The 17975-nt window shown below is 67.8% G+C and carries 17 protein-coding genes; 9 read left to right on the top strand and 8 right to left on the bottom strand.

Features of this window, described 5'->3' with window-relative positions; genetic code table 11:
• Together DB31_RS30785 and DB31_RS30790 are read left to right on the top strand one after the other, a co-directional pair.
• Positions 1-351 (top strand): hypothetical protein (locus DB31_RS30785; protein WP_044194129.1); only part of this gene is annotated, 351 nt, incomplete at its 5' end.
• A gap of 147 nt (positions 352-498) precedes the next feature.
• Positions 499-3342 carry an FG-GAP-like repeat-containing protein gene (locus DB31_RS30790; RefSeq protein WP_052420376.1) on the top strand — a complete coding sequence of 948 codons (2844 nt, stop codon included), beginning with the start codon at positions 499-501 and terminating at the stop codon, positions 3340-3342.
• Positions 3343-3348: 6 nt separating this feature from the next.
• Here DB31_RS30790 and hppD read toward each other — a convergent pair whose 3' ends face one another.
• Entirely contained in the window at positions 3349-4407 is a 1059-nt protein-coding gene (gene hppD / locus DB31_RS30795; protein ID WP_044194131.1) for a 4-hydroxyphenylpyruvate dioxygenase, read from the bottom strand.
• Between the two features lie 278 nt (positions 4408-4685).
• On the opposite strand from hppD, the gene DB31_RS30800 reads away from it, so the two are divergent.
• The gene (locus DB31_RS30800) at positions 4686-5573 is read left to right on the top strand and encodes a LysR family transcriptional regulator (protein WP_044194134.1); all 888 of its coding nucleotides are present in this window, start codon (positions 4686-4688) and stop codon (positions 5571-5573) included.
• 27 nt (positions 5574-5600) lie between these two features.
• On the opposite strand, the gene DB31_RS50795 is transcribed toward DB31_RS30800, so the two are convergent.
• On the bottom strand, positions 5601-7304 hold the full coding sequence (locus DB31_RS50795; protein ID WP_044194137.1) for a sensor histidine kinase: 1704 nt from the start codon (positions 7302-7304) through the stop codon (positions 5601-5603).
• 175 nt (positions 7305-7479) lie between these two features.
• On the opposite strand from DB31_RS50795, the gene DB31_RS30810 reads away from it, so the two are divergent.
• Positions 7480-7830: a hypothetical protein gene (locus DB31_RS30810; protein WP_044194139.1), complete on the top strand. Its 351-nt coding sequence runs from the start codon at positions 7480-7482 to the stop codon at positions 7828-7830.
• Positions 7831-7866: 36 nt separating this feature from the next.
• Complete coding sequence (locus DB31_RS30815; protein ID WP_044194141.1) at positions 7867-8049, top strand: hypothetical protein; 183 nt, start codon at positions 7867-7869, stop codon at positions 8047-8049.
• Positions 8050-8067: 18 nt separating this feature from the next.
• Here DB31_RS30815 and DB31_RS30820 read toward each other — a convergent pair whose 3' ends face one another.
• Together DB31_RS30820 and DB31_RS30825 are read right to left on the bottom strand one after the other, a co-directional pair.
• The gene (locus DB31_RS30820) at positions 8068-9582 is read right to left on the bottom strand and encodes an MBL fold metallo-hydrolase (protein ID WP_044194143.1); all 1515 of its coding nucleotides are present in this window, start codon (positions 9580-9582) and stop codon (positions 8068-8070) included.
• Complete coding sequence (locus tag DB31_RS30825; RefSeq protein ID WP_044194145.1) at positions 9579-10868, bottom strand: HD domain-containing protein; 1290 nt, start codon at positions 10866-10868, stop codon at positions 9579-9581. Before DB31_RS30825 ends, DB31_RS30820 begins: the two co-directional genes overlap by 4 nt.
• 211 nt (positions 10869-11079) lie before the next feature.
• Between DB31_RS30825 and DB31_RS30830 the strand changes: the two genes are divergently transcribed.
• The 4 genes from DB31_RS30830 (at position 11080) to DB31_RS30845 (ending at position 14827) form a co-directional block, all read left to right on the top strand.
• Positions 11080-12126: a D-alanine--D-alanine ligase family protein gene (locus tag DB31_RS30830; protein ID WP_240486979.1), complete on the top strand. Its 1047-nt coding sequence runs from the start codon at positions 11080-11082 to the stop codon at positions 12124-12126.
• On the top strand, positions 12080-12463 hold the full coding sequence (locus DB31_RS47110) for a GNAT family N-acetyltransferase (RefSeq protein ID WP_240486970.1): 384 nt from the start codon (positions 12080-12082) through the stop codon (positions 12461-12463). The genes DB31_RS30830 and DB31_RS47110 overlap by 47 nt, the downstream gene beginning before the upstream one ends.
• Before the next feature lie 41 nt (positions 12464-12504).
• Positions 12505-14025 (top strand): transglutaminase-like domain-containing protein, encoded by a 1521-nt coding sequence (locus DB31_RS30840; protein WP_044194149.1) that lies wholly within the window; start codon positions 12505-12507, stop codon positions 14023-14025.
• 247 nt (positions 14026-14272) lie between these two features.
• Positions 14273-14827, top strand: a complete 555-nt coding sequence (locus tag DB31_RS30845) for a hypothetical protein (protein WP_044194151.1) — start codon at positions 14273-14275, stop codon at positions 14825-14827.
• 9 nt (positions 14828-14836) lie between these two features.
• Here DB31_RS30845 and DB31_RS30850 read toward each other — a convergent pair whose 3' ends face one another.
• The 4 genes from DB31_RS30850 to DB31_RS30865 form a co-directional block, all read right to left on the bottom strand.
• Positions 14837-15142, bottom strand: coding sequence for a hypothetical protein (locus DB31_RS30850; RefSeq protein WP_044194153.1), 306 nt, complete (start codon positions 15140-15142; stop codon positions 14837-14839).
• Positions 15142-15801: a hypothetical protein gene (locus DB31_RS30855; protein ID WP_044194155.1), complete on the bottom strand. Its 660-nt coding sequence runs from the start codon at positions 15799-15801 to the stop codon at positions 15142-15144. The genes DB31_RS30850 and DB31_RS30855 overlap by 1 nt, the downstream gene beginning before the upstream one ends.
• Positions 15801-16340 (bottom strand): RNA polymerase sigma factor, encoded by a 540-nt coding sequence (locus tag DB31_RS30860; protein WP_044194156.1) that lies wholly within the window; start codon positions 16338-16340, stop codon positions 15801-15803. Before DB31_RS30860 ends, DB31_RS30855 begins: the two co-directional genes overlap by 1 nt.
• 129 nt (positions 16341-16469) lie before the next feature.
• Positions 16470-17945 carry a DUF4241 domain-containing protein gene (locus tag DB31_RS30865; RefSeq protein ID WP_044194158.1) on the bottom strand — a complete coding sequence of 492 codons (1476 nt, stop codon included), beginning with the start codon at positions 17943-17945 and terminating at the stop codon, positions 16470-16472.
• Positions 17946-17975 lie beyond the last annotated feature (30 nt).

The following is a 17975-nucleotide window of genomic DNA, read 5'->3' on the forward strand; positions in this document are numbered from 1 at the left end:
GAAATCCAGGCCGAGGAGGACTACATGTCCTCGTGCGTCCAGGCTGCTCGCAACCTGTTCATCTCCCGCATGAACATGCTGGATGCGGCGGGCCCCTCCACCATCAAGTTCAAGGAAGATCTGCGCGGCGTAAAGCTCGCCACGGGCCACTTCGGCCGGCTCGAAGAGGTGAGCGCCACGGACGTGTCCGGCTCCATGAAAGATCCCAACCGGGATGTCCAGGACATCTCCAACACCAACACCGTCAAGCCGACCACCAAGTTCTACACCGTCACCGCGGTCTGCAAAGAGACCGAAGACCCCACCAGCCCAGAGCGTGAGATCGAGTTCATGGTCCGCGTCGGCCTCTAACCTCCCCTCCCGCACCACTTCCACTGCCTCTGGCACCTGCTGGAGGCGGTGCCTGTCCACCTGTCGGACCCGGAGACCGGTGGTCAAGAGTGGCTACCCGCCGGAGCCCACCGCACCTCCCCACCCGGTCTGCGGTAGCCTTCGCACATGATCTCGGCTCCCGCGACCGTGCAGGCTCGCTTCCTTGGCCGTGAGCTGGCCGTGGACGGGCTACCGGTGAAGGGCGACGCGCGCATCCCCTTCGCGCTGCTGCTCATCTCCTTCGCCGTGCTCGGCACCACGCTGCTGGGGTTCAACCGTAGCCCGCTGCAGATCCTCACCACCGTCGTCGCGACGGCCGCGCTCGATGTCCTGCTGCACCTGCTGCTGCGGAAGCGACTGCTCTTCCCGCTCTCGGCGGTCATCTCCTCGCTGTCCCTGGCGCTGCTGCTCAACTACGCGCACGACCCGCTGCTCATGCTGGTGCCGGTGTTTCTCACCGTGGCCTCCAAGCACCTGCTTACCCACGAGGGCCGCCACGTCATCAACCCCTCGCTCTTCGGGGTGACCACCACGCTGCTGTTCTTTGGGGACCTCATCACCAGCTCACCGTCGTACCAGTGGGGCGGCAGCGGCATCATGTCGGGGTTCATCGCCGCCACCGCGCTGCTGCTCTTCCTGTTCCGCGTGGGACGGCACATGGTCGTCCTGTCCTTCCTCGGCTTCTACTGCCTCTTCCTGCTGGTGCGCGCGTGGTTCGTGCGCCACCACATCCCGGCCGAGGTGCTCATCGTCGGCAGCCTCACCACGCCTCCCTTCTACCTGTTCACGTTCTTCATGATGACCGACCCGCGCACGTCCCCGCCCACGGTGCGCGGACAGGTGCTGGTGGCCTTCCTCGTCGCGCTGCTGGATCTGGTGTTCCACTCAGCGCAGAGCCTCTTCACGTTCTTCTACGCGGCCTTCACCGTGCAGAGCAGCCGCTTCCTGTTGCTGCACCTGCGGAGCCTGCGCGCTCAGGGGATTGCCTCCTGGGTAAGGGGCACCTTTGATGGGCAGTTGGCGCGCCGAGCCACAGTGCTCCTGCTGCTGATCGCTTCCGCAGCCCTGGCCTGGCGGCTGGTGCTGAGACCCGCCGCCGAGGAAGCCCGCGCCACCTTCCACCTCGAGGAGGTAGCGGCGGTGGACGCTGGGATCGTCCTTCCTCACGATGGAAGCCTGCTGACCCGGTTGGATCCTCGGATTGCCCACGTGGCCAAGTGGGTCCTCAGCGTCGGAGCCTCGGTGGCCACGGGGGACGTGGACCAGGATGGCCGGAGCGACCTGCTCTTCATTGCGCCGCTCGCCTCCGAAGGCCACCGTGTCTCCCTGTTCCGCAACCAGTCGGAACCGGGCCACCTGCACTTCGAGCGCGTGCCCTTGCCCACGGAGACCATCGATCGGGACATGGTCCAGAACGGCTACGCCGCCACGGGACTGTTCTTCGATCACGACAACGACGGGGACCTCGACCTCCTGCTGCCCGTGGACTTCGGTCCGCCGCGCCTGCTGACCAACCGGCTCGTAGAGGAAGGAGTACTGCGGTTCGTCGATGCCACGGAGGGCTCCGGGCTGGAGTCGCTCTACGTCACGGGCCACGCGAGCACGGTGGCGGACCTGGACGCGGACGGGCGATTGGACGTGATCATCCGCTCGACCCTGCGCTCAGCCGACGATGCGGGGCGGAGACTCAACCTCTTCCGCCTGCCCGAGCCGGAGTTCGAGGGTGACCGGCGCATGTTCGCCTTCCTGCACAACTCCTGGCACAAGGCGGACAATGGCGGTCCCACGGAGGTGCTGCGCAACCTGGGTGGAGGCCACTTCGAGCGCCTGGATGCCCGCGAGCTCGGGCTCACGGCCACCCACTGGACGCTGGCGCTCTCCGCAGCGGATCTCGATGCGGACGGTGACACGGACCTCTACTTCGCCAACGACTTCGGCCCAGACGATCTGTACGTGAACACGGGCAAGCCCACTGCGCCTCACTTCACCCGGGTGGAGGGGCGCTTCTTCGGAGAGATCGGCCGCGACACCTACAAGGGAATGAATAGCACCGCCTTCGATCTGACTGGCGACGGGTGCCTGGACATCTATGTGTCGAACGCCCACGTGCCGCTCCTTGCCGAGGGCTCGCTGCTCTGGGTGAACGAGGGCATCGATCCCTCGAAAGGCATGGTGCGCTTCACCGACGAGGCGAGCAGGCGCGGCATCCTCAACGAGAACCACTTCGGCTGGGGTGCGGGCGCAGGCGACCTGAACGACGACGGGTGGCCGGACGTCGTGCAGGGAAACGGCTATCTCGACGATCGCTTCGAGAACGGCACGGGCCGTCCGAGCGAGCACTGTCCCTCCTTCTGGTACACGCACCATAAATTTGCGCAGTCAGGTCCCGACATTCACACCTATGCGGACCAGTGGGCCGACCTGCGCGGCTACTGCATCTTCGAGGTGGAGCGGCGGCGCGTGTTCCTCAACCGAGGTCCGGACGCCCAGCCTCAGTTCGTGGACGTGCGAGACGCAGTGGGGCTGAAGTCCGGAGAGAACACCCGGGGCGTGGCGCTCGTGGACCTTGATGGCGACGGCAGGCTGGATATCGCCATGGCGAACCAGCATGGACCGCCCTCGCTCTTCCTCAACAGGGCCGAGGAGAGCACTGGGAATGCCTGGGTGGCGATGGAGCTCGCGGGCGACGTCCGGCACTGCAACCGGGAGGCGCTGGGCAGCCAGGTCACCGTCACCACGCCCGACGGCAGGCGGCAGGTGCAGCAGAAGCAGGCCATCACAGGGCTCTCGGCGCAGGGAGACCGGCGCCTGCACTTCGGCCTGGGGGTGCTCGCGCCGGGCGCCACCGTGGACGTGGAGGTGCGGTGGTGCGGAGCGCTCGGGCCCTCCACGAGGTATGCGCTCAAGCCTGGGCAGGTCCACCGGCTCGAGATGCCCACCACCACCGTGGGCACCTGGTTCATTCCCTGAGCCCGACTACCCTCGAGGCTCGTCGAACACGCCGCGCTTCGCCTGGTCCCGCTCGATCGAGCGGAAGAGCGCCGAGAAGTTCCCCTCCCCGAACGAGAGGTGGTTCTTGCGCTGGATGATCTCGATGAAGATGGGCCCGATGAGGTTGCGGGTGAAGATCTGCAGCAGGTACCCCTCCTCGTCCCCATCGATGAGCACGTTGCGGCGGCGGATCTCCTCGCGGTCCTCGGTCACCTGAGGCACCCGCTGGTACGCCTCGCGGTAGTAGTCATCGTCCATGTCCAGCATCTCGATGCCCAGCCCATCCAACGCCTTCAGCGAGCTCAGGATGTCCGTGGTGAGGAACGCCAGGTGCTGGACGCCTGGCCCCTTGTACTCATCGAGGTACTCGTTGATCTGGCTCTTCTTCTCGTCCGCCTCGTTGATGGGGATGCAGAACGTCCCGCACGGCGAGCGCAGCGCATAGGACGTCAGCCCCGTCTTCGCTCCGCGGATGTCGAAGTAGCGGACCTCCGTGAAGCCGAACACGTCCTTATAGAAGGAGGACCAGCGCCCCATCGTCCCCTTCTCCACGTTGTTCGTCAGGTGGTCGAGCAGCGTAAACCCCTTGGACGCCACCCTCACTGCCTCGGGGTGCGGCACGAAGCCCATCCGCTCCCACTTCTCCTGTGGGTTCGCCCCGTCCACCAGGTAGATGAGGCTCTCGCCAATGCCGTACACGGCCGGCACCGGACGGCCATCGCGGAAGAAGAGATCTCCCTCGGTCCGCGCACGCGCTCCACGCGACACCGCCGCCTCCTGCGCCTTGAGGCCGTCATGCACCTTCCATCCCATGGAGCTGATGGACGGACCATGCAGAGCGGAGAAGCCCGCAGCGAACGACCCACTGCCTCGGTTGAGCAGCAACCGGATCTCCCCCTGCTCGTACAGGTCGATGCGGCGCGCGGGGTGGTGCAGCGTCCGAGAGAAGCCGAACGCCCGGAACAGCCGATCCAGCCGCTCCGGCTCGGGCGCCACGAACTCGATGAAGTCGATGCCTTGCAGTCCTACGGGGTTGATGCTCATCCGGGATGTCTCCTCGTTCCGTTGTCCCGCCAGCGCCTCAGGGCACCTTCACCGCCTTAGGATCCCCGTTCTCCAAGGGCCGCGGCAAGCCGGTGCGCCCCTCCGCGTTGCGCATGACAAGAGTCGTGTGTGCCGAAGGCGGCACAGTGTCCCCTGTCATCCCACCACGTTCAGCGGGCCGCTCGGGATGTCCATGCCCTGCAAGGTAGGGATGGACCTGGAGAGAAGAAAGCACAAAGACCTGCCAGAGACTGTGCAGGAAATGCACAATCTTCCTCATGCACATCACACTGGATCAGGCCCGGGCCTTGGAGGCGCTCGCCCGCCACGGCACCTTCGCGGCCGCGGCCCAGGCGCTCCACAAGGGACACACGGCGGTGCTGTACGCGCTGCGCACACTGGAGGAGCAAACAGAGCTGACGCTGCTGGACCGGCGCGGCTACCGCACGCGGCTCACTCCAGCGGGAGAGCGGGTGCTCGAGCACTGCCGCAAGCTGCTGGCGGCCGAGCGAGAGCTGGAGAACACGTGCGCGGAGATCCGCGCGGGCTGGGAGCCCACCCTGCGCATCATCTTCGACGGCATCTTCCCGGCTGAGCCGCTGCTGCGCGTGGTGAAGCAGCTCCGAGCCGAGGGAGCAGGCACCCGCTTCCACGTCTCGGGAGAGTTCCTCACGGGAGTGGAGGCAGCGTTCATCCGGGACGAGGCGGATCTGATGGTGTCCCTGCTACCGCCCACCCTGCCAGAGCTTCGCACCTACCGCCTGCCCGAGCTGCGAGCCGTGCTGGTGGCCCACCGCGACCATCCGCTGGCGGCCACCCGAGGCCCCCTGAAGGACGAGGACCTCGCGCCGCACCTGCTGCTCACCGTACGGGGCTCGGATCCCCGGCTCCAGCTCAGCACCGGCCCGCTGGAGGAGCGCTCAACGGTGCACCTCAATGACTTCGCCTCCAAGAAGGCCGCCATCCTCGAGGGGCTCGGGTATGGCTGGCTGCCGGAGTACCTGATGAAGCGGGAGCTGCGCCGAGGAGAACTGAAGGTGCTGAAGCTCGCGCGAGGCTCCACCCACCTCTTCCACCCCTCCCTGCACCACCGCATGGGCGTGCGCCTGGGCCGGGCCGCCAGCCGCGTGGTCCAGGCACTCACTGGGGTAGACCCCTCACCGTGACCCGAGAGACACCTCGAACCGGAGTGCTCAGCTTGCGTGTTCGCGGACAGCAGCCACCTCGTAGGCGGCCGCCTCGGGGAGCGTGATGCGAAAAGCCGTGCCTCGCCCCACCTCGCTCTCCACCTGGATGGTGCCGCCCATCGCGGTGATGATGTTGTGGCACACCGATAGCCCCAGCCCCGTGCCCTCGCCGATAGGCTTGGTGGTGAAGAATGGCTCGAAGATGCGCTCCAGGTTGTCCTTCGGAATGCCGCAGCCGGTGTCCCGCACCTCCAGCACCACGGTCCCCGAGCCGCTCGAGCGCGCCGTCACCCGCACCTCGTTGTCCTGGGGCTTGCCCGGCGAGATGGCGTACGCGGAGTTGATGAGCAGGTTGAGCACCACCTGACTCAGCCGAGGTCCATTGCCCCAAATGGCCGGAACGCCCTCGCAGTTCTCCACCACCTGGGCGCGATCCCTCAGCTCCCGAGAGGCGATCTTGACGGCGCCCCGCACCACGCTCCCGAGCTCCACCCGGCCCAACGCCACATCGTCCGGCCGGGACATCATCCGCAGCTCCTGGACGATCAGCCGGACGCGCTCGGCTCCCTCATGGGCTGCAGCAGCGGCCTCCAGCACCTCTTGACGCTCGGGCGTGGGGGCCTCCGCGTCCTGCTCCAGCTCCTTTCGGATGAAGCGCAGGTTGCTGAGGATGTACGAGAGCGGGTTGTTGATCTCATGTCCCACGCCCGCCGCGAGCCGGCCCACCGTGGCGAGCCGGTCCGCGAACAGCAACTGCTCCTGGGCCGACTGGAGCTGCCGCAGGCTCTCCTCCAGACGCGCATTGGTCCCCTGCAGCTCGGTGGTGCGCGCGCGCACCGTCTCCTCCAACATGGCGCTGTAGCGGCGGGCCTCCCGCTCGGACACCTCGGCCTCGGCCTTGATCAGCCGCTGCTTCTCCTGGAGCGTCTCCCGCAGCTTCCCGGCCATGCGGTCCATGGCGCGCGCCAGCAGGCCCAGCTCGTCCCTGCCCATGGCTGGCAGAGCCACCTCGAAGTCTCCGCGGCCAATGCGCTCCGCCGTGACGCGCAGCTTGCGAAGCGAGCGCCGCAACGGCACGAGGATGGAGAGCGTCATCACGCCCATGATGACCAGACAGGTCCCCGCGATCCACGTCGCACCCAGCTCGGCGCGCCCCGCCACGACGTTCCAGCGCTTGCGCCGCTCCAGCAGCTCCTCGTGCTCGGCCCGGCGGAGCGAGTCGATGAACTGTCCCACCGTCTCCTCGTAGCTCTGATAGAGCCCCCACTCCACCTCGGGTGCGAGCGAGGCCCGCTCCGGCTCATGGCGCGCACGCGCTTCCGTGAGATCCATCCAGCGCACCAATGATTCCAGCGCCCGAGCGCTCTCCGCACGCACGTCCCGGCCTCGCGCCTCTTCCTTGCCATTCGCCAGGGCTTCGCGCTGGAGGGATTCCTCCAGCCGCGCCTGCTCCGCGCGCACCTGCGCTTGATGCTCCTGAAGCACGAGCGTGGTGTCCTGTCCCTCCTGCTGCGCGCGGCTCAAGGCGTTGAGAAAGGGCCAGACCCCGTCATCCAACCGGCTCAGGATCTCCAGCTGCTCCTGAGAGGCCACCACCTGCTCGCGAATCTGCATGCCCCTCCGAGCGGAGAACGAGAGGGCACTGGACAGAACACAGATGACTCCCATCGCCGCCGCCGCGAACAACACGATCCGGGTGCTGACCGACATGACAACCCCTCTCCCGCGCCTCCTCCATTATCCGTCCCCAGTGAAACAAGAACAACCCGCCAAGCGGGTCCACCCATAAGGGTAGAAAACGCCCCGGGGGTCACCCTGACGGAGCGGGCAAGCGGCTGTTGATCAGATGGCAGGCAGTGCAGACCTTGCTCCCAAGGAGGGACACATGCCCCGCGGAGACAAGAGCAAGTACACGGACAAGCAGAAGCGCCGCGCCGAGCACATTGCCGACAGTTACAGGGAGCACGGCACGGGCGAGCGCGAGGCCAAGCGCCGTGCCTGGGCTACGGTGAACGCGGAGTCCCATGGCGGTGAGAAGCCCGGCGGCAGCGGGTATGGCAAGCCGGAGACCCACCAGGCCTCGCGGCGTGGCGGACGGCACAGCATGGCCTCGCGCACGTTCGCGCAGCGCTCACGGGCCGCGAAGAAGGCCGCAGCCACCCGGAGGCGCAAGTCCGTTCAGCGCGGCGTTGCTGCCAAGCGGTCTGCGGCCAAGCGCAAGACAGGCCGTAGATAGCACTGCACCCACGTCCCATTGCTTCAGGAGGTAACCATGTCCAGCAAGCGTGAACTCATCGAGCCGACCCCTGGGGACAAGCGGTACGTGCGCCGGGATGATCAAGGCCGCTTCAAGGAAGTTGACGACGTCGGGCGCTCGCTCTCGCAAGATCGCAAGCGCCAGGCCGAGCATGAGTCCAAGAAGGGTGAGGGCGACCGCGGCGACCGGAAGCACTGACGGGCTCCGGCCTCGGGCTCAGGCCTTGAAGTAACGGCCTCCCTGGAGACGGGCGCGCCCCGCCTCCATCAGCATCTCCAGCGAGGCAAGGGCGCTTCGCTCAGCCACCGGGTGGATGAAGGCCGGAGTGTCCGAGTAGGCGGTCTCCACCACCTGATGCAGCGTCGCGCCCTCAGGGGGCAGGGACTCCAGGATGCGCTCGGCCCGCGCGGCGCGGTGCTCGAGGTACTCCTGCAGCTTCCCAGGGCCATCGGGGATGGGCCCGCCGTGCGCCGGGTACATCGTGGTCACGGGCAAGTCCCGAAGCCTCGCGAGCTGCGTGAGATAGTCGCGCATGTTCCCCTCGGGTGGATCGATGACGATGGTGCTCACGCTGGCCACCATGTCGCCCACCACCGCCGCGAGGCTGCGCTCCTCCACCAGGCAGATGTGTCCGCGTGCGTGCCCCGGCGTGTGCAGCACGCGCCAGCGCTGAGGCGGGTTGCCCGCGAGCTCCAGCACCTCCCCATCCACCAGCAGCCGCTCCGTGGGCACGTCCAGCCGATCCGCTGTGCGGGCGTGGCACCACAGCGGGAGCTTCAGCCGCTCCTTCAGCATCTTCACGCCGCCCACGTGATCCCAGTGGTGGTGCGTCAGCACGATCGCCACCGGGCGCTTCCCCTCGGCTTCGAGGGTGGACAACAGGTCCCGGAGCTTCTCGAACTCGCGCTCATCCTCCGCGCCGGGATCCACGATGAGCAGCTCTTCAGGGCCCAGCACATAGCCGTTGGTGTGCGTGGCGGGCGGCAGCGTGGGCGTCACCAGGGGGATGATGCGGACGCCCTGCTGGAACTCGACGAGCGTGGCGATGAAGTCCGGGCAGTGTGGCGGTGCCTCCAGCCGCGCGAGCACGGCCTCCGGCGTGTCGAACTTCGCAAGCACCTGGAGCACGTGGACGCCTGGGGAGTGCAGCAGCGCCGTGCCCTCGGACCAGCGCTCCAGCGCGGCCTTGGGTGTGACCCACACCGCCTCCGTCAGCTCGCCCGGCCACAGCTCCGCCACGGCCTGCCGAGGCGCCTCCACCAGGAAGAAGCGCGTGTCGAAGCGCACCGGCATATACGGAGGGGTGATCCACCTGCCTGCGGGCTGGAAGTCCTGCGCGCGCAGCGTCAGCCCCGCCTCGGCCAGTTGCGCTCCCCACGTGCGCTCCTCTGCCAGCAGCGCCCGGCGCATCTCCTTCAGCCGCTCCGGGCTCAGCGCCTCGGCGCCCTCCGCCATCAGCACCCCGGTCTCCTCGAAGAGCTCGCGGGCGGCGGCCACGCGCATCGCGGCCTCTTCTCCGGACGCTCCGCGCATCGGCACCGCCGCGTCCGCCTTGTCCACCTTGCCTCCGGGAAAGGCGTAGAAGCCGCCGGCGAACCGGAGCGCCTTCTCGCGCTTCACCCAGAACACCTCCACGCCCTCGCCCACCCGCCGGTAGAGCACCGCCACCGCGGCCGGCCGAGGCGCAGCGGGTGGGGGCGGCGGGGGCATGCCAGGAATCGCCTCGCTCATGATTGCACCGCCTGTCCCAGCAGCCGGCTCATCAAGGAGCGGGCCGCGTCGATCTGGTCCGGCCGCACGTACACCCGTGTCAGCCGCACCGCGCCGCTGTAGCGCTGGTACAGCGGCGTGTATTTGGCCACCTCGGTGAGCCGGCCGGTGGAGACATCCATGATGTAGAGGCTCGGACTCTGTCCCTCCCCCATGTACTTGGACAGCACGCCGTGCGACTCGACGACGTAGTGCTCGAGCTGGGCGGCCACCAATGCGCTGCGCAGCACGTCCAGGTCATAGCCCGTGTCGCGCTCGGTGAACTGGGCCAGCAGCTTGAAGCCCCGGCGCATGGAGATGCGGTCGGCCCACCGGTTCTTCGAGCGCCGCAGCGTGTACCAGAGCGCCGCATCGTCGCAGAGCAGGAACGCCTCGGGGTCCGCGGGGATCTCGAACTCGCCGGGCGACTCCTCGTAGTAGCGCCGCAGCATGTGATCGAAGTTCACCGAGGTGTGGTGGTAATAGACCGAGACAAACATGTGGTAGCGGCTGAGGAGGAAGTCCTCGAAGGCAAACGCCGCCGCCCGGCTCAGCGCCAGGTACGCGCGCCCGTCCTTCACCGCCGGGTTCAGGTTGGAGATGATCCACTCGAAGTCGTACCGGCCGTAGTTGACGCCCGTATAGAAGGAGTCGCGCAGCAGGTAGTCCATCCGGTCCGCGTCCAGCTCGCCGGAGACGAGCGCCCGCAGCAGCGGCATCCAGTCCACTCCCCGGTGCGTGAAGCCCGGGTCCTTCGGCGGCTTGGCGCCCGTAATCAGCGCCACCGCCGCGTCCGCGTGAATGCCCAGCGGCCCGAAGTGCTGCTCGATGAGCGGCGTGAGCGAGCTGTCCAGGAGCACCTTGGCGGTGAAGTCCTCGTGGGTCGCCTGAGGCCCCTCCGCCGTGGCGTCCAGCCAGGCGGGCAGCTTCAAGGCCGCCCGCGGGGGTGCAATGCGCTCGGAGGCGTGGGACAGGGGCATGTGGCCCAGGTCATGGCACAGCACCGCGAGCCGCACGGCGGTGCAGAACCGGGACTGGACATCCTCGGGCAGGTTGGACTGGGAGGCCACCGCGCCGAAGAGCCGCGAGGCCACGTGCATGGCGCCCAGCGAGTGCGCGTGGCGGGTATGCGTGGCTCCAGGAAAAGCCAGGTCTCCGAACCCCAACTGTCGCACATGGCGCAACCGCTGATAGTGGCGGCTGTCAATGATGGCCTTCTCCGGGTCGCTCACCGGGATGGTGCCGTGGATGGGGTCACGAATCCGCATGGTTCCCTTTCCATACTCCTGAGTACCCCCTGGGGGCAGCACTCCGAATAACTTTTGACAACCAACCGATCGAGCCTCCGCGTCGGGCTGGGATCGTCCCAGGGGACGTGCTAACCCTCTGACCCCAATCCGAATGCACATCGTCATTCTTCACAACCGCGACCACGACCTCCTCGAAGACGATCCAGGAAGGGAGGCCCGCGAGGATGTGATGCGGGTGGCCTCAGCCCTCTCCGAGGCGCTCTCCCGGGGTGACACCCACGCCGAGCCGCTCGCCGTCGAGGGGGACCGGCTGGACTTCGTGGACACGCTGCGGCGGATGCAGCCGGACCTCGTCATCAACCTCTGTGAGTCCGTGGCCGCCGACAGCCGCGGGGAGATGGTCATCCCCTGCCTGCTGGACATGATGGGGCTGCCGTACACGGGCTCGTCCGCCCTCTCGCTGGGGCTGGCGCTGCACAAGCCCAAGGCCAAGGAGCTGCTGCGTGGCCGGGGCGTCTCCACGCCCCCGTTCGCGGTGGTGGAGCGGCTCGAGGACGTGATGTCGGTGGACCTGGCCTTCCCGCTCATCGTCAAGCCCGCGCGAGAGGACGCCAGCGTGGGCGTGGACTTCGACTCGGTGGTGGAGGACCGGGCGGGACTGGCGCGTGCCGCCGAGGCGGTGCTGAGCACCTTCCACCAGCCCGCGCTCGTGGAGCAGTTCATCCGGGGCCGGGAGATCTACGTGCCGCTGCTGGGCAACGCGCCGCGTCGCGCCCTGCCGCTCACGGAGATTCGCTTCGGCGCGGCGTTCGAGAACCGCCCGAACATCGTCTCGTACAAGGCCAAGTGGGAGGAGGACTCCCCCGAGTGCCAAGACAGCCCCTCGGTCCCCTGCCGCCTGGAGGACACCGCCCTGGAGGCCCGCCTGGTTCGCACGGCGATGGATGCTTTCACGGCGCTGGACTGTGTGGACTACGGGCGCGTAGACCTGCGCGTGACACCCGAGGGCGTACCTTACGTCATCGACATCAACCCCAACTGCGATCTCCACCCGGGTGCCGGGTTTGCCAAGGCCGCTGCCGCTGCGGGGATGGACTATCCCGCGCTGGCTGCCCGCCTGGTGGAGATCGCTCTCGAGAGAGCCCATGGAAATCCGTCCCATCGAAAAAAAGGACCGGGAGCCGCTCGCAGCGCTCATCCGCAGAATCGAAACGTTCTCGCAGGAAGAGGTGGAGTGCGCCGTCGAGCTGGTGGATCTCGCGCTCACGCCGAATAACAAGGACTACACCGTCCTCGTCGCGGACCGGGACGGCACGCTGGTGGGCTACGCGTGCTTCGGCCCCACGCCGATGACGGAGGGGACGTATGACTTGTATTGGATTGCCTCGGACCCGACGGTGCGCGGCCAGGGCGTGGGCGCGTCGCTGATTTCGGGCATGGAGGCGGACATGCGCCGGCGCGGGGCTCGCGTCATCCGGATTGAGACGAGCGCCACGGAGGCCTACGGCCCCACCCGGGGGTTCTACGCGTCCATGAAGTACACGGAGGAGGCCCGGTTCCGGGACTTCTACAAGGTCGGGGATGACCTGATCATCCTGGCCAAGCGGCTGTAATCCGCGAACAAAACGGCGCGGTATCCGTTAAGAGGGAGGTGATGACCCGTTCACGCCTCCCTGCTCCCTTGCTGGGCCTGGCCGTCGCGCTGCTGAGCGCGGTGCCGGCGCTGGCCCAGGCTCCTGCTCCTGCTGCTCGCACCGCCACCCAGGCCAAGAAGGCCGAGGTGTCCGATGTGCTGAAGACGCCGCGCCCCGCGGGCGGCGAGTGGCTGGGGCTGTACCTCATGGACAAGAAGGTGGGGTACTTCTTCACGGACCTGTCGTTGGTGCCGGGGCGCACGGACCAGGTGCGCGCCATCAACGAGCTGGTCTTCAAGGCCACCGTGGGCAGCAAGCTCTCGGAGCGCGTGCACCGCGAGGAGCGCATCTACGAGGCGAAGCCCCGGGGCAAGCTGCTGTCCTTCGTGGTGGAGCAGCGAGGCGACGGCGGTGAGCAGCGGCTGGAGGGCACGCAGACGCCCACGGGGCTGCGCGTGGTGCGCAAGCGTCCGGGACTGCCGGACGAGGCGCTCACGGTGAAGGCCAGCCCCGAGACGGTGGAGGACGCGGACCAGGCGCGCGTGGCCATCTATCGGAAGACGAAGGTGGAGGGGACCATCACGGATGGGACGGACCTGGAGAGCTACAAGGTCACCACGACGATGGAGCCGGCCGAGGAGCGGATGGTGCGCGGGGTGAAGGTGCGGCTGAGCAAGGCGCAGACGATCTCGGAGAAGGAGAAGGTGCCTGTGGTGGCCTACGTCACGGACGAGGGCGAGATGGTGGAGGTGGACTTCGGGCAGACGATGAAGGCGCGCGCGGAGTCCGAGGCGGTGGCCAAGCGGATGGACGTGGTGGAGGTGTTCGGGCTCACGCGCATCGTCCTGCCGAAGCAGTTGCCGGCGGAGGCGCGCTCGGTGCCGGGCCGGGCGGTGATGGTGATGACAGGGCTGCCGGAGAAGTTCCAGCAGGACACGTACCGGCAGAAGTACGTGAAGCTGCCGGAGGGTCGCGTGGAGGTGACGCTGCTGGCGGACGTGCCGAAGCCGGCGAACCTCAAGCCGCTGCCGGTGGCGGATCCCGAGGGCGGAGAGAACCTCAAGTCGACGATCATCGTGGAGAGCGACAACGCGGAGATCCGCAAGCTGGCGAAGAAGCTGACGGGGACGGAGAAGGACGCGTACGCGGTGGCGAAGAAGATCGTCGGCTGGGTGGCGACGAACCTGGAGAAGGACTACGGGGCGAGCGCGGATCGGGCCTCGGATGTGCTGCGGCAGAAGAAGGGCGACTGCACGGAGCACTCGCTGCTGACGGTGGCGCTGCTGCGCGCGGCGGGCATCCCGTCGCGGCGGGTGGACGGGGTGGTGTACATGGTGAACGAGGACGGGGTGCCCGCGTTCTACTGGCACGAGTGGGTCGAGGCGTACGTGGGCGAGTGGACGCAGATGGACCCGACGTTCAACCAGCTGGTGGCGGACGCCTCGCACTTCGGCGTGGGCCAGGAGGGCAACGCGGAGATCACCCCACTGATTGGCCAGCTCAAGGTGGTGGAGGTCCGAGACAGGCCTACGGGGCGGTGACTGGCTGAGAGCCAGCTCCTCTCTCGGACTGCGATACAGTCGAACCTCGGTCCACCATTCGCGTCGAAGACGCCTCGAGGTCAGCCCCATGCTTTCGCAGCTCCGAAGCCAACGTCTCGTATGGGCAGGATGGCTGGCCGCACTGGTCGGCGTCCTGAGTGCCTTACCCTGGGCGGCCTCAGAGGCCTCGCAGCAACCCACTGCCTTGACGAGTCCACACCTCGTCAGCCCGAAGGAAGCACAAGAGATGATCGCTCGGTTCCGCGCGACCGCTCCGCCGGGGGCTATTCTCGCGCAGACCTTTCATCGCGGTGCCTTCGATGCCCTCCTGGCCCAGCCGACTGCCGCGGGCATCCGCATCTACTACGGCAAGTATGCCAGTGGAGCTGACACACTCGTGCTCTATGCCACCAACGGGGAGGGGCAGGATCTCTCGGCCATGCCGATGAACCATTGCCAGCCCTGTCCCTCCCTGTGCGACACCCTCCCCGCCAATTCCCACCTCATCAGCCCAGCGGAGGCGCAGGAAACCATCAACCGCTTCCAGGCCACGGCCCCTCCGGGAGCGGTTCGCTCCCAATCCCTCGACCGGAGCGCCATCGATGTCCTCCTGGCCCAGCCGACAGCCGCAGGCATCCGCATCTACTACGGCAAGTACGCCAATGGAGCGAACACCCTCGTGCTCTATGCCATCAACAAGCAGGGACAGGTCATCTCCACCCTGGCGATGGACCACTGTACTCCGTGTCCCCCCACCTGCGATGCCCAGGCCGCGAGCACCCGCTCCAGCAACTCCGACTAGGGTGGGCTGCTACGTCACACTCCCCAGCGCTCCGCCCCACTTCGCCACCTGAGCGTTGTCCGGAGCGGGCTCCAGTTCGCCCACGAAGAACAGGTCCTCTCCCAGTCCCTCGACGCGGACACGGACCAACGGGTCTCGCGGGTACTGGACCTCTGGATCGTCGTAGACCAGCCCCACCACGGTGCCCGTGCGGCCCAGGAACCTCCGGCCAATCGAGCCGTCCTCCGAGGTCTCGACGATCTTCACAGCCTCGCCCATCTTCACAGGGGCACCGTTCACGTCTTCGAACACGATGAGCGACGGGTCTTGAATCATCATGGCGCGAAGGATCTGGACTTGAGAGTTCGAGACACCGCCCACTCCACTCCTGCAATCACTGCCCACGCCGTCAGGTGGTAGCCCATGACGTGCATCCGGCCCTGGGAACAGGCGAGCTCCCCCACGAGCGCCCCCGTCGTCCCCACCGACAGCCCGGCCACCAGGGCGCGCATCGGGCGGAAGGACGCGCTCCGCAGCGCGAGCACCGCCACAATCAACGGCCCCAGCCCCACCGCCACATGGCTGGCCGAGCAGACCCACCCCGGGAGCGTGGCCTCCACGTGAGACTCTCCACGGGCCAGGACCAGCGCCGCCGCGCTCACCGCCGATAGCACGATGCCCGCAGCCCTCAACCGCTCCCCCCGAGGCGAGAGCGCTCCCCACGCGCACACCGCACCGGTAACCCACAGCAGCACGAAGAGCGGCGCCTTGCTCAGCAACATGCCCAGGGTCATCTGCTCCAGCACCAGCAGCACCGACGCCATCAGGACGACCATGGCCACCGTGCTGATGAACACCCAAAGAGCCTGCGTGCGCCACCGGCGCACCGCCTGGTTCCGCGCCAACTCCTGGCGGGCCGCCTCCAGCGCCTTGCCGAACGAGGCCGCATCCGCTGGGTAGGCCTGCGTCAGCAGGTTGTCGAGCGTTGGCCGCATCAGACCTCCACCAGCCCGCCCAGCAAGGCCCGGAGCCTCTCGTAACCCCGGTGGGCCCGGAGCCGCGCCGCGCCCACGCTGCCGCCCTGAAGCGCGGCGATCTCATCGAACGACCAGCCCTCCACCTTGCTGAGGATGACCGCCTCCCGCTGATCCGTAGGCAGTTGCTGCAGTGCCTCCTCCAGCTGCTTGCGCAGGCCGGGATCTCCCACGTCCGGCGCCACCGCTCCCGCATCGAACGGGCGCTCCTTCGAGAACGCCTCGGCGTGCCGGTGGTGCCGCAACGAGTCCCGCGCCGCGTTCGCCGCGATCGTCAGCAGCCAAGGCGCGAACCGCATCCCCGGCTCGTAGCGGCCCCGTGCCCGAATCACCGACAGGAAGGTCGTCTGCAGCAGGTCCTCGGCCAGCGGGCCATCTCGCACCATGCGCGCCAGGAACCCTCGGACCCGCCCGGCATGCCGGGCGAAGAGGGCCTCGAACGCGTCATGTTCACCGTGGCAGAACCGTTCCATGAGCTCTTCGTCCGTAGGGCTCCCCATCCTCTGCCTCACGTACGATTGAACCCGGAAAGTGTTTCTCCCTCCGCGCGCTCACCTCCCACAAAGCGCCAAGTCCTTGGAACTACTCGAAAAAGCGACACGCCGCCGGCAGGCTGTCCGCCTACCGGCTCAGGCGTGGTGGCGCAGCAAGTCGCGCGCGTACCACGCCAGCAGCGACTCCTTGCTGGAGGCCGCGTGCCATAGCGCCGTGCGCGCCGTCGACGAGAGCCACGGGAACTCATTCAGGGAGTTGGCCGCCGCAACCCGCAGCTCCAGCTCCATGGACTCGTCGATAAGGACGTTTGCTAGCGACTCGAGCGCAGCTTCGTGATGCTGCCGCAAGCGCGAGTGGCTCAGCCGCGACGCCGCGGACACCCGCAGCTCCAGGTCCCCCGTGCGCAGCAGCCGGACGAGCAGCTCCCACGCCTCGGGGCGGTGCTCACCGAGATCCCACACGAACCCCTTGATGGCGGCCAGGATGTTCCGGTCACCGTCCTCGAACCGCTGAATGAGCACGGTGAGGATGCGCTCGGCGACGGGCTGGAAGCGCTGCGGATCCCTCGAGCAGATGCCGATGCTCCCCACCGCGCGCAGCAGCGCCGCCAGAGGTTCTCCCTTCACACCCGAACCCAGCGCCCTCGCGATCAGCTCCACCTGCTCCGGAGCCTCCGCGCAGATGCGCGCCATGGCGGCGGCCGCGTACTCCCGCTCGGCGGGATCACTCTCCGGAGCCAGGATGCGCCCAATGAGGACGCCCACGGCCTCGTTCGCCTCGCCGCCGTAACTCCCAATCTCGCGCAGCGCCCGGCCCCGCATCTCCGCGTCGCCGTAGCGCAGGTGCCCCATCAGCTCGCGCACGCGCGACAGCCGGGCCTCCGCGTCATCCGGGAACGCCGGTCGCGGCAGGTCCAGGTGCTGGAGGTCCGTGACGAGGCACACCGGACGGCCGTCCTCGGCCAGCCCCCACCATGAGCAGTAGGCGCTGTAGCCCAGCGAGGCCGGAGCGAGCGTGCCAGAAGAGAAGGCCACCACGTTGGCGCCGGACTTCGAGTCCAGCGTCAGCACGGTGCTCGACCATGAGGGCGTCGCGCCCTCCGTGAAGGTCTCCACGAACTGACGGCTCTTCTCCGAGACCCGCTCCACCACATCCGCATCGAGGAACGCGGTGATGTCCGGGTCGGCCCTGTAGCCATAGCGCTCATTGGGGCGCAGCGCGCTCGGGCTGCGCTCGCCGCGCGCCGCCATCTCCCAGCGCACCGGGCGCTCGTCCTCGAAGCGGACCATGGCCATGGCGATGGCCTCTTGAGCACTGCGCTCGCGCCCACGCCCCGTCCGGATGATGCTGAGCACCACGGGGTAGCGGCCTGGGCGCACGGTGCGGGAGAACGGCTCGCGGTGGTCCAGCGCGAGCAGCGCCAGCAGGTGAGCCCGAGGCAGCGGACGCGACGGCAGAGTGAGCGGGTTGCATGCCACCACGCGCCCACTGGTCAAAACCAACGTGCCCACGTGGTGAGTGGAGACTGCAACAGGTCTGCCGCGGTCGAGCAGCACCCTGCTGTCTTCAAACGCGGTCAGCAGGTCACTCGAAGCGACACTCACACTCATCGAAGAATTGCCCCCTGTTCGGATTCTAAC

This window comes from Hyalangium minutum (assembly GCF_000737315.1).
In the GTDB taxonomy this organism is placed as follows: domain Bacteria; phylum Myxococcota; class Myxococcia; order Myxococcales; family Myxococcaceae; genus Hyalangium; species Hyalangium minutum.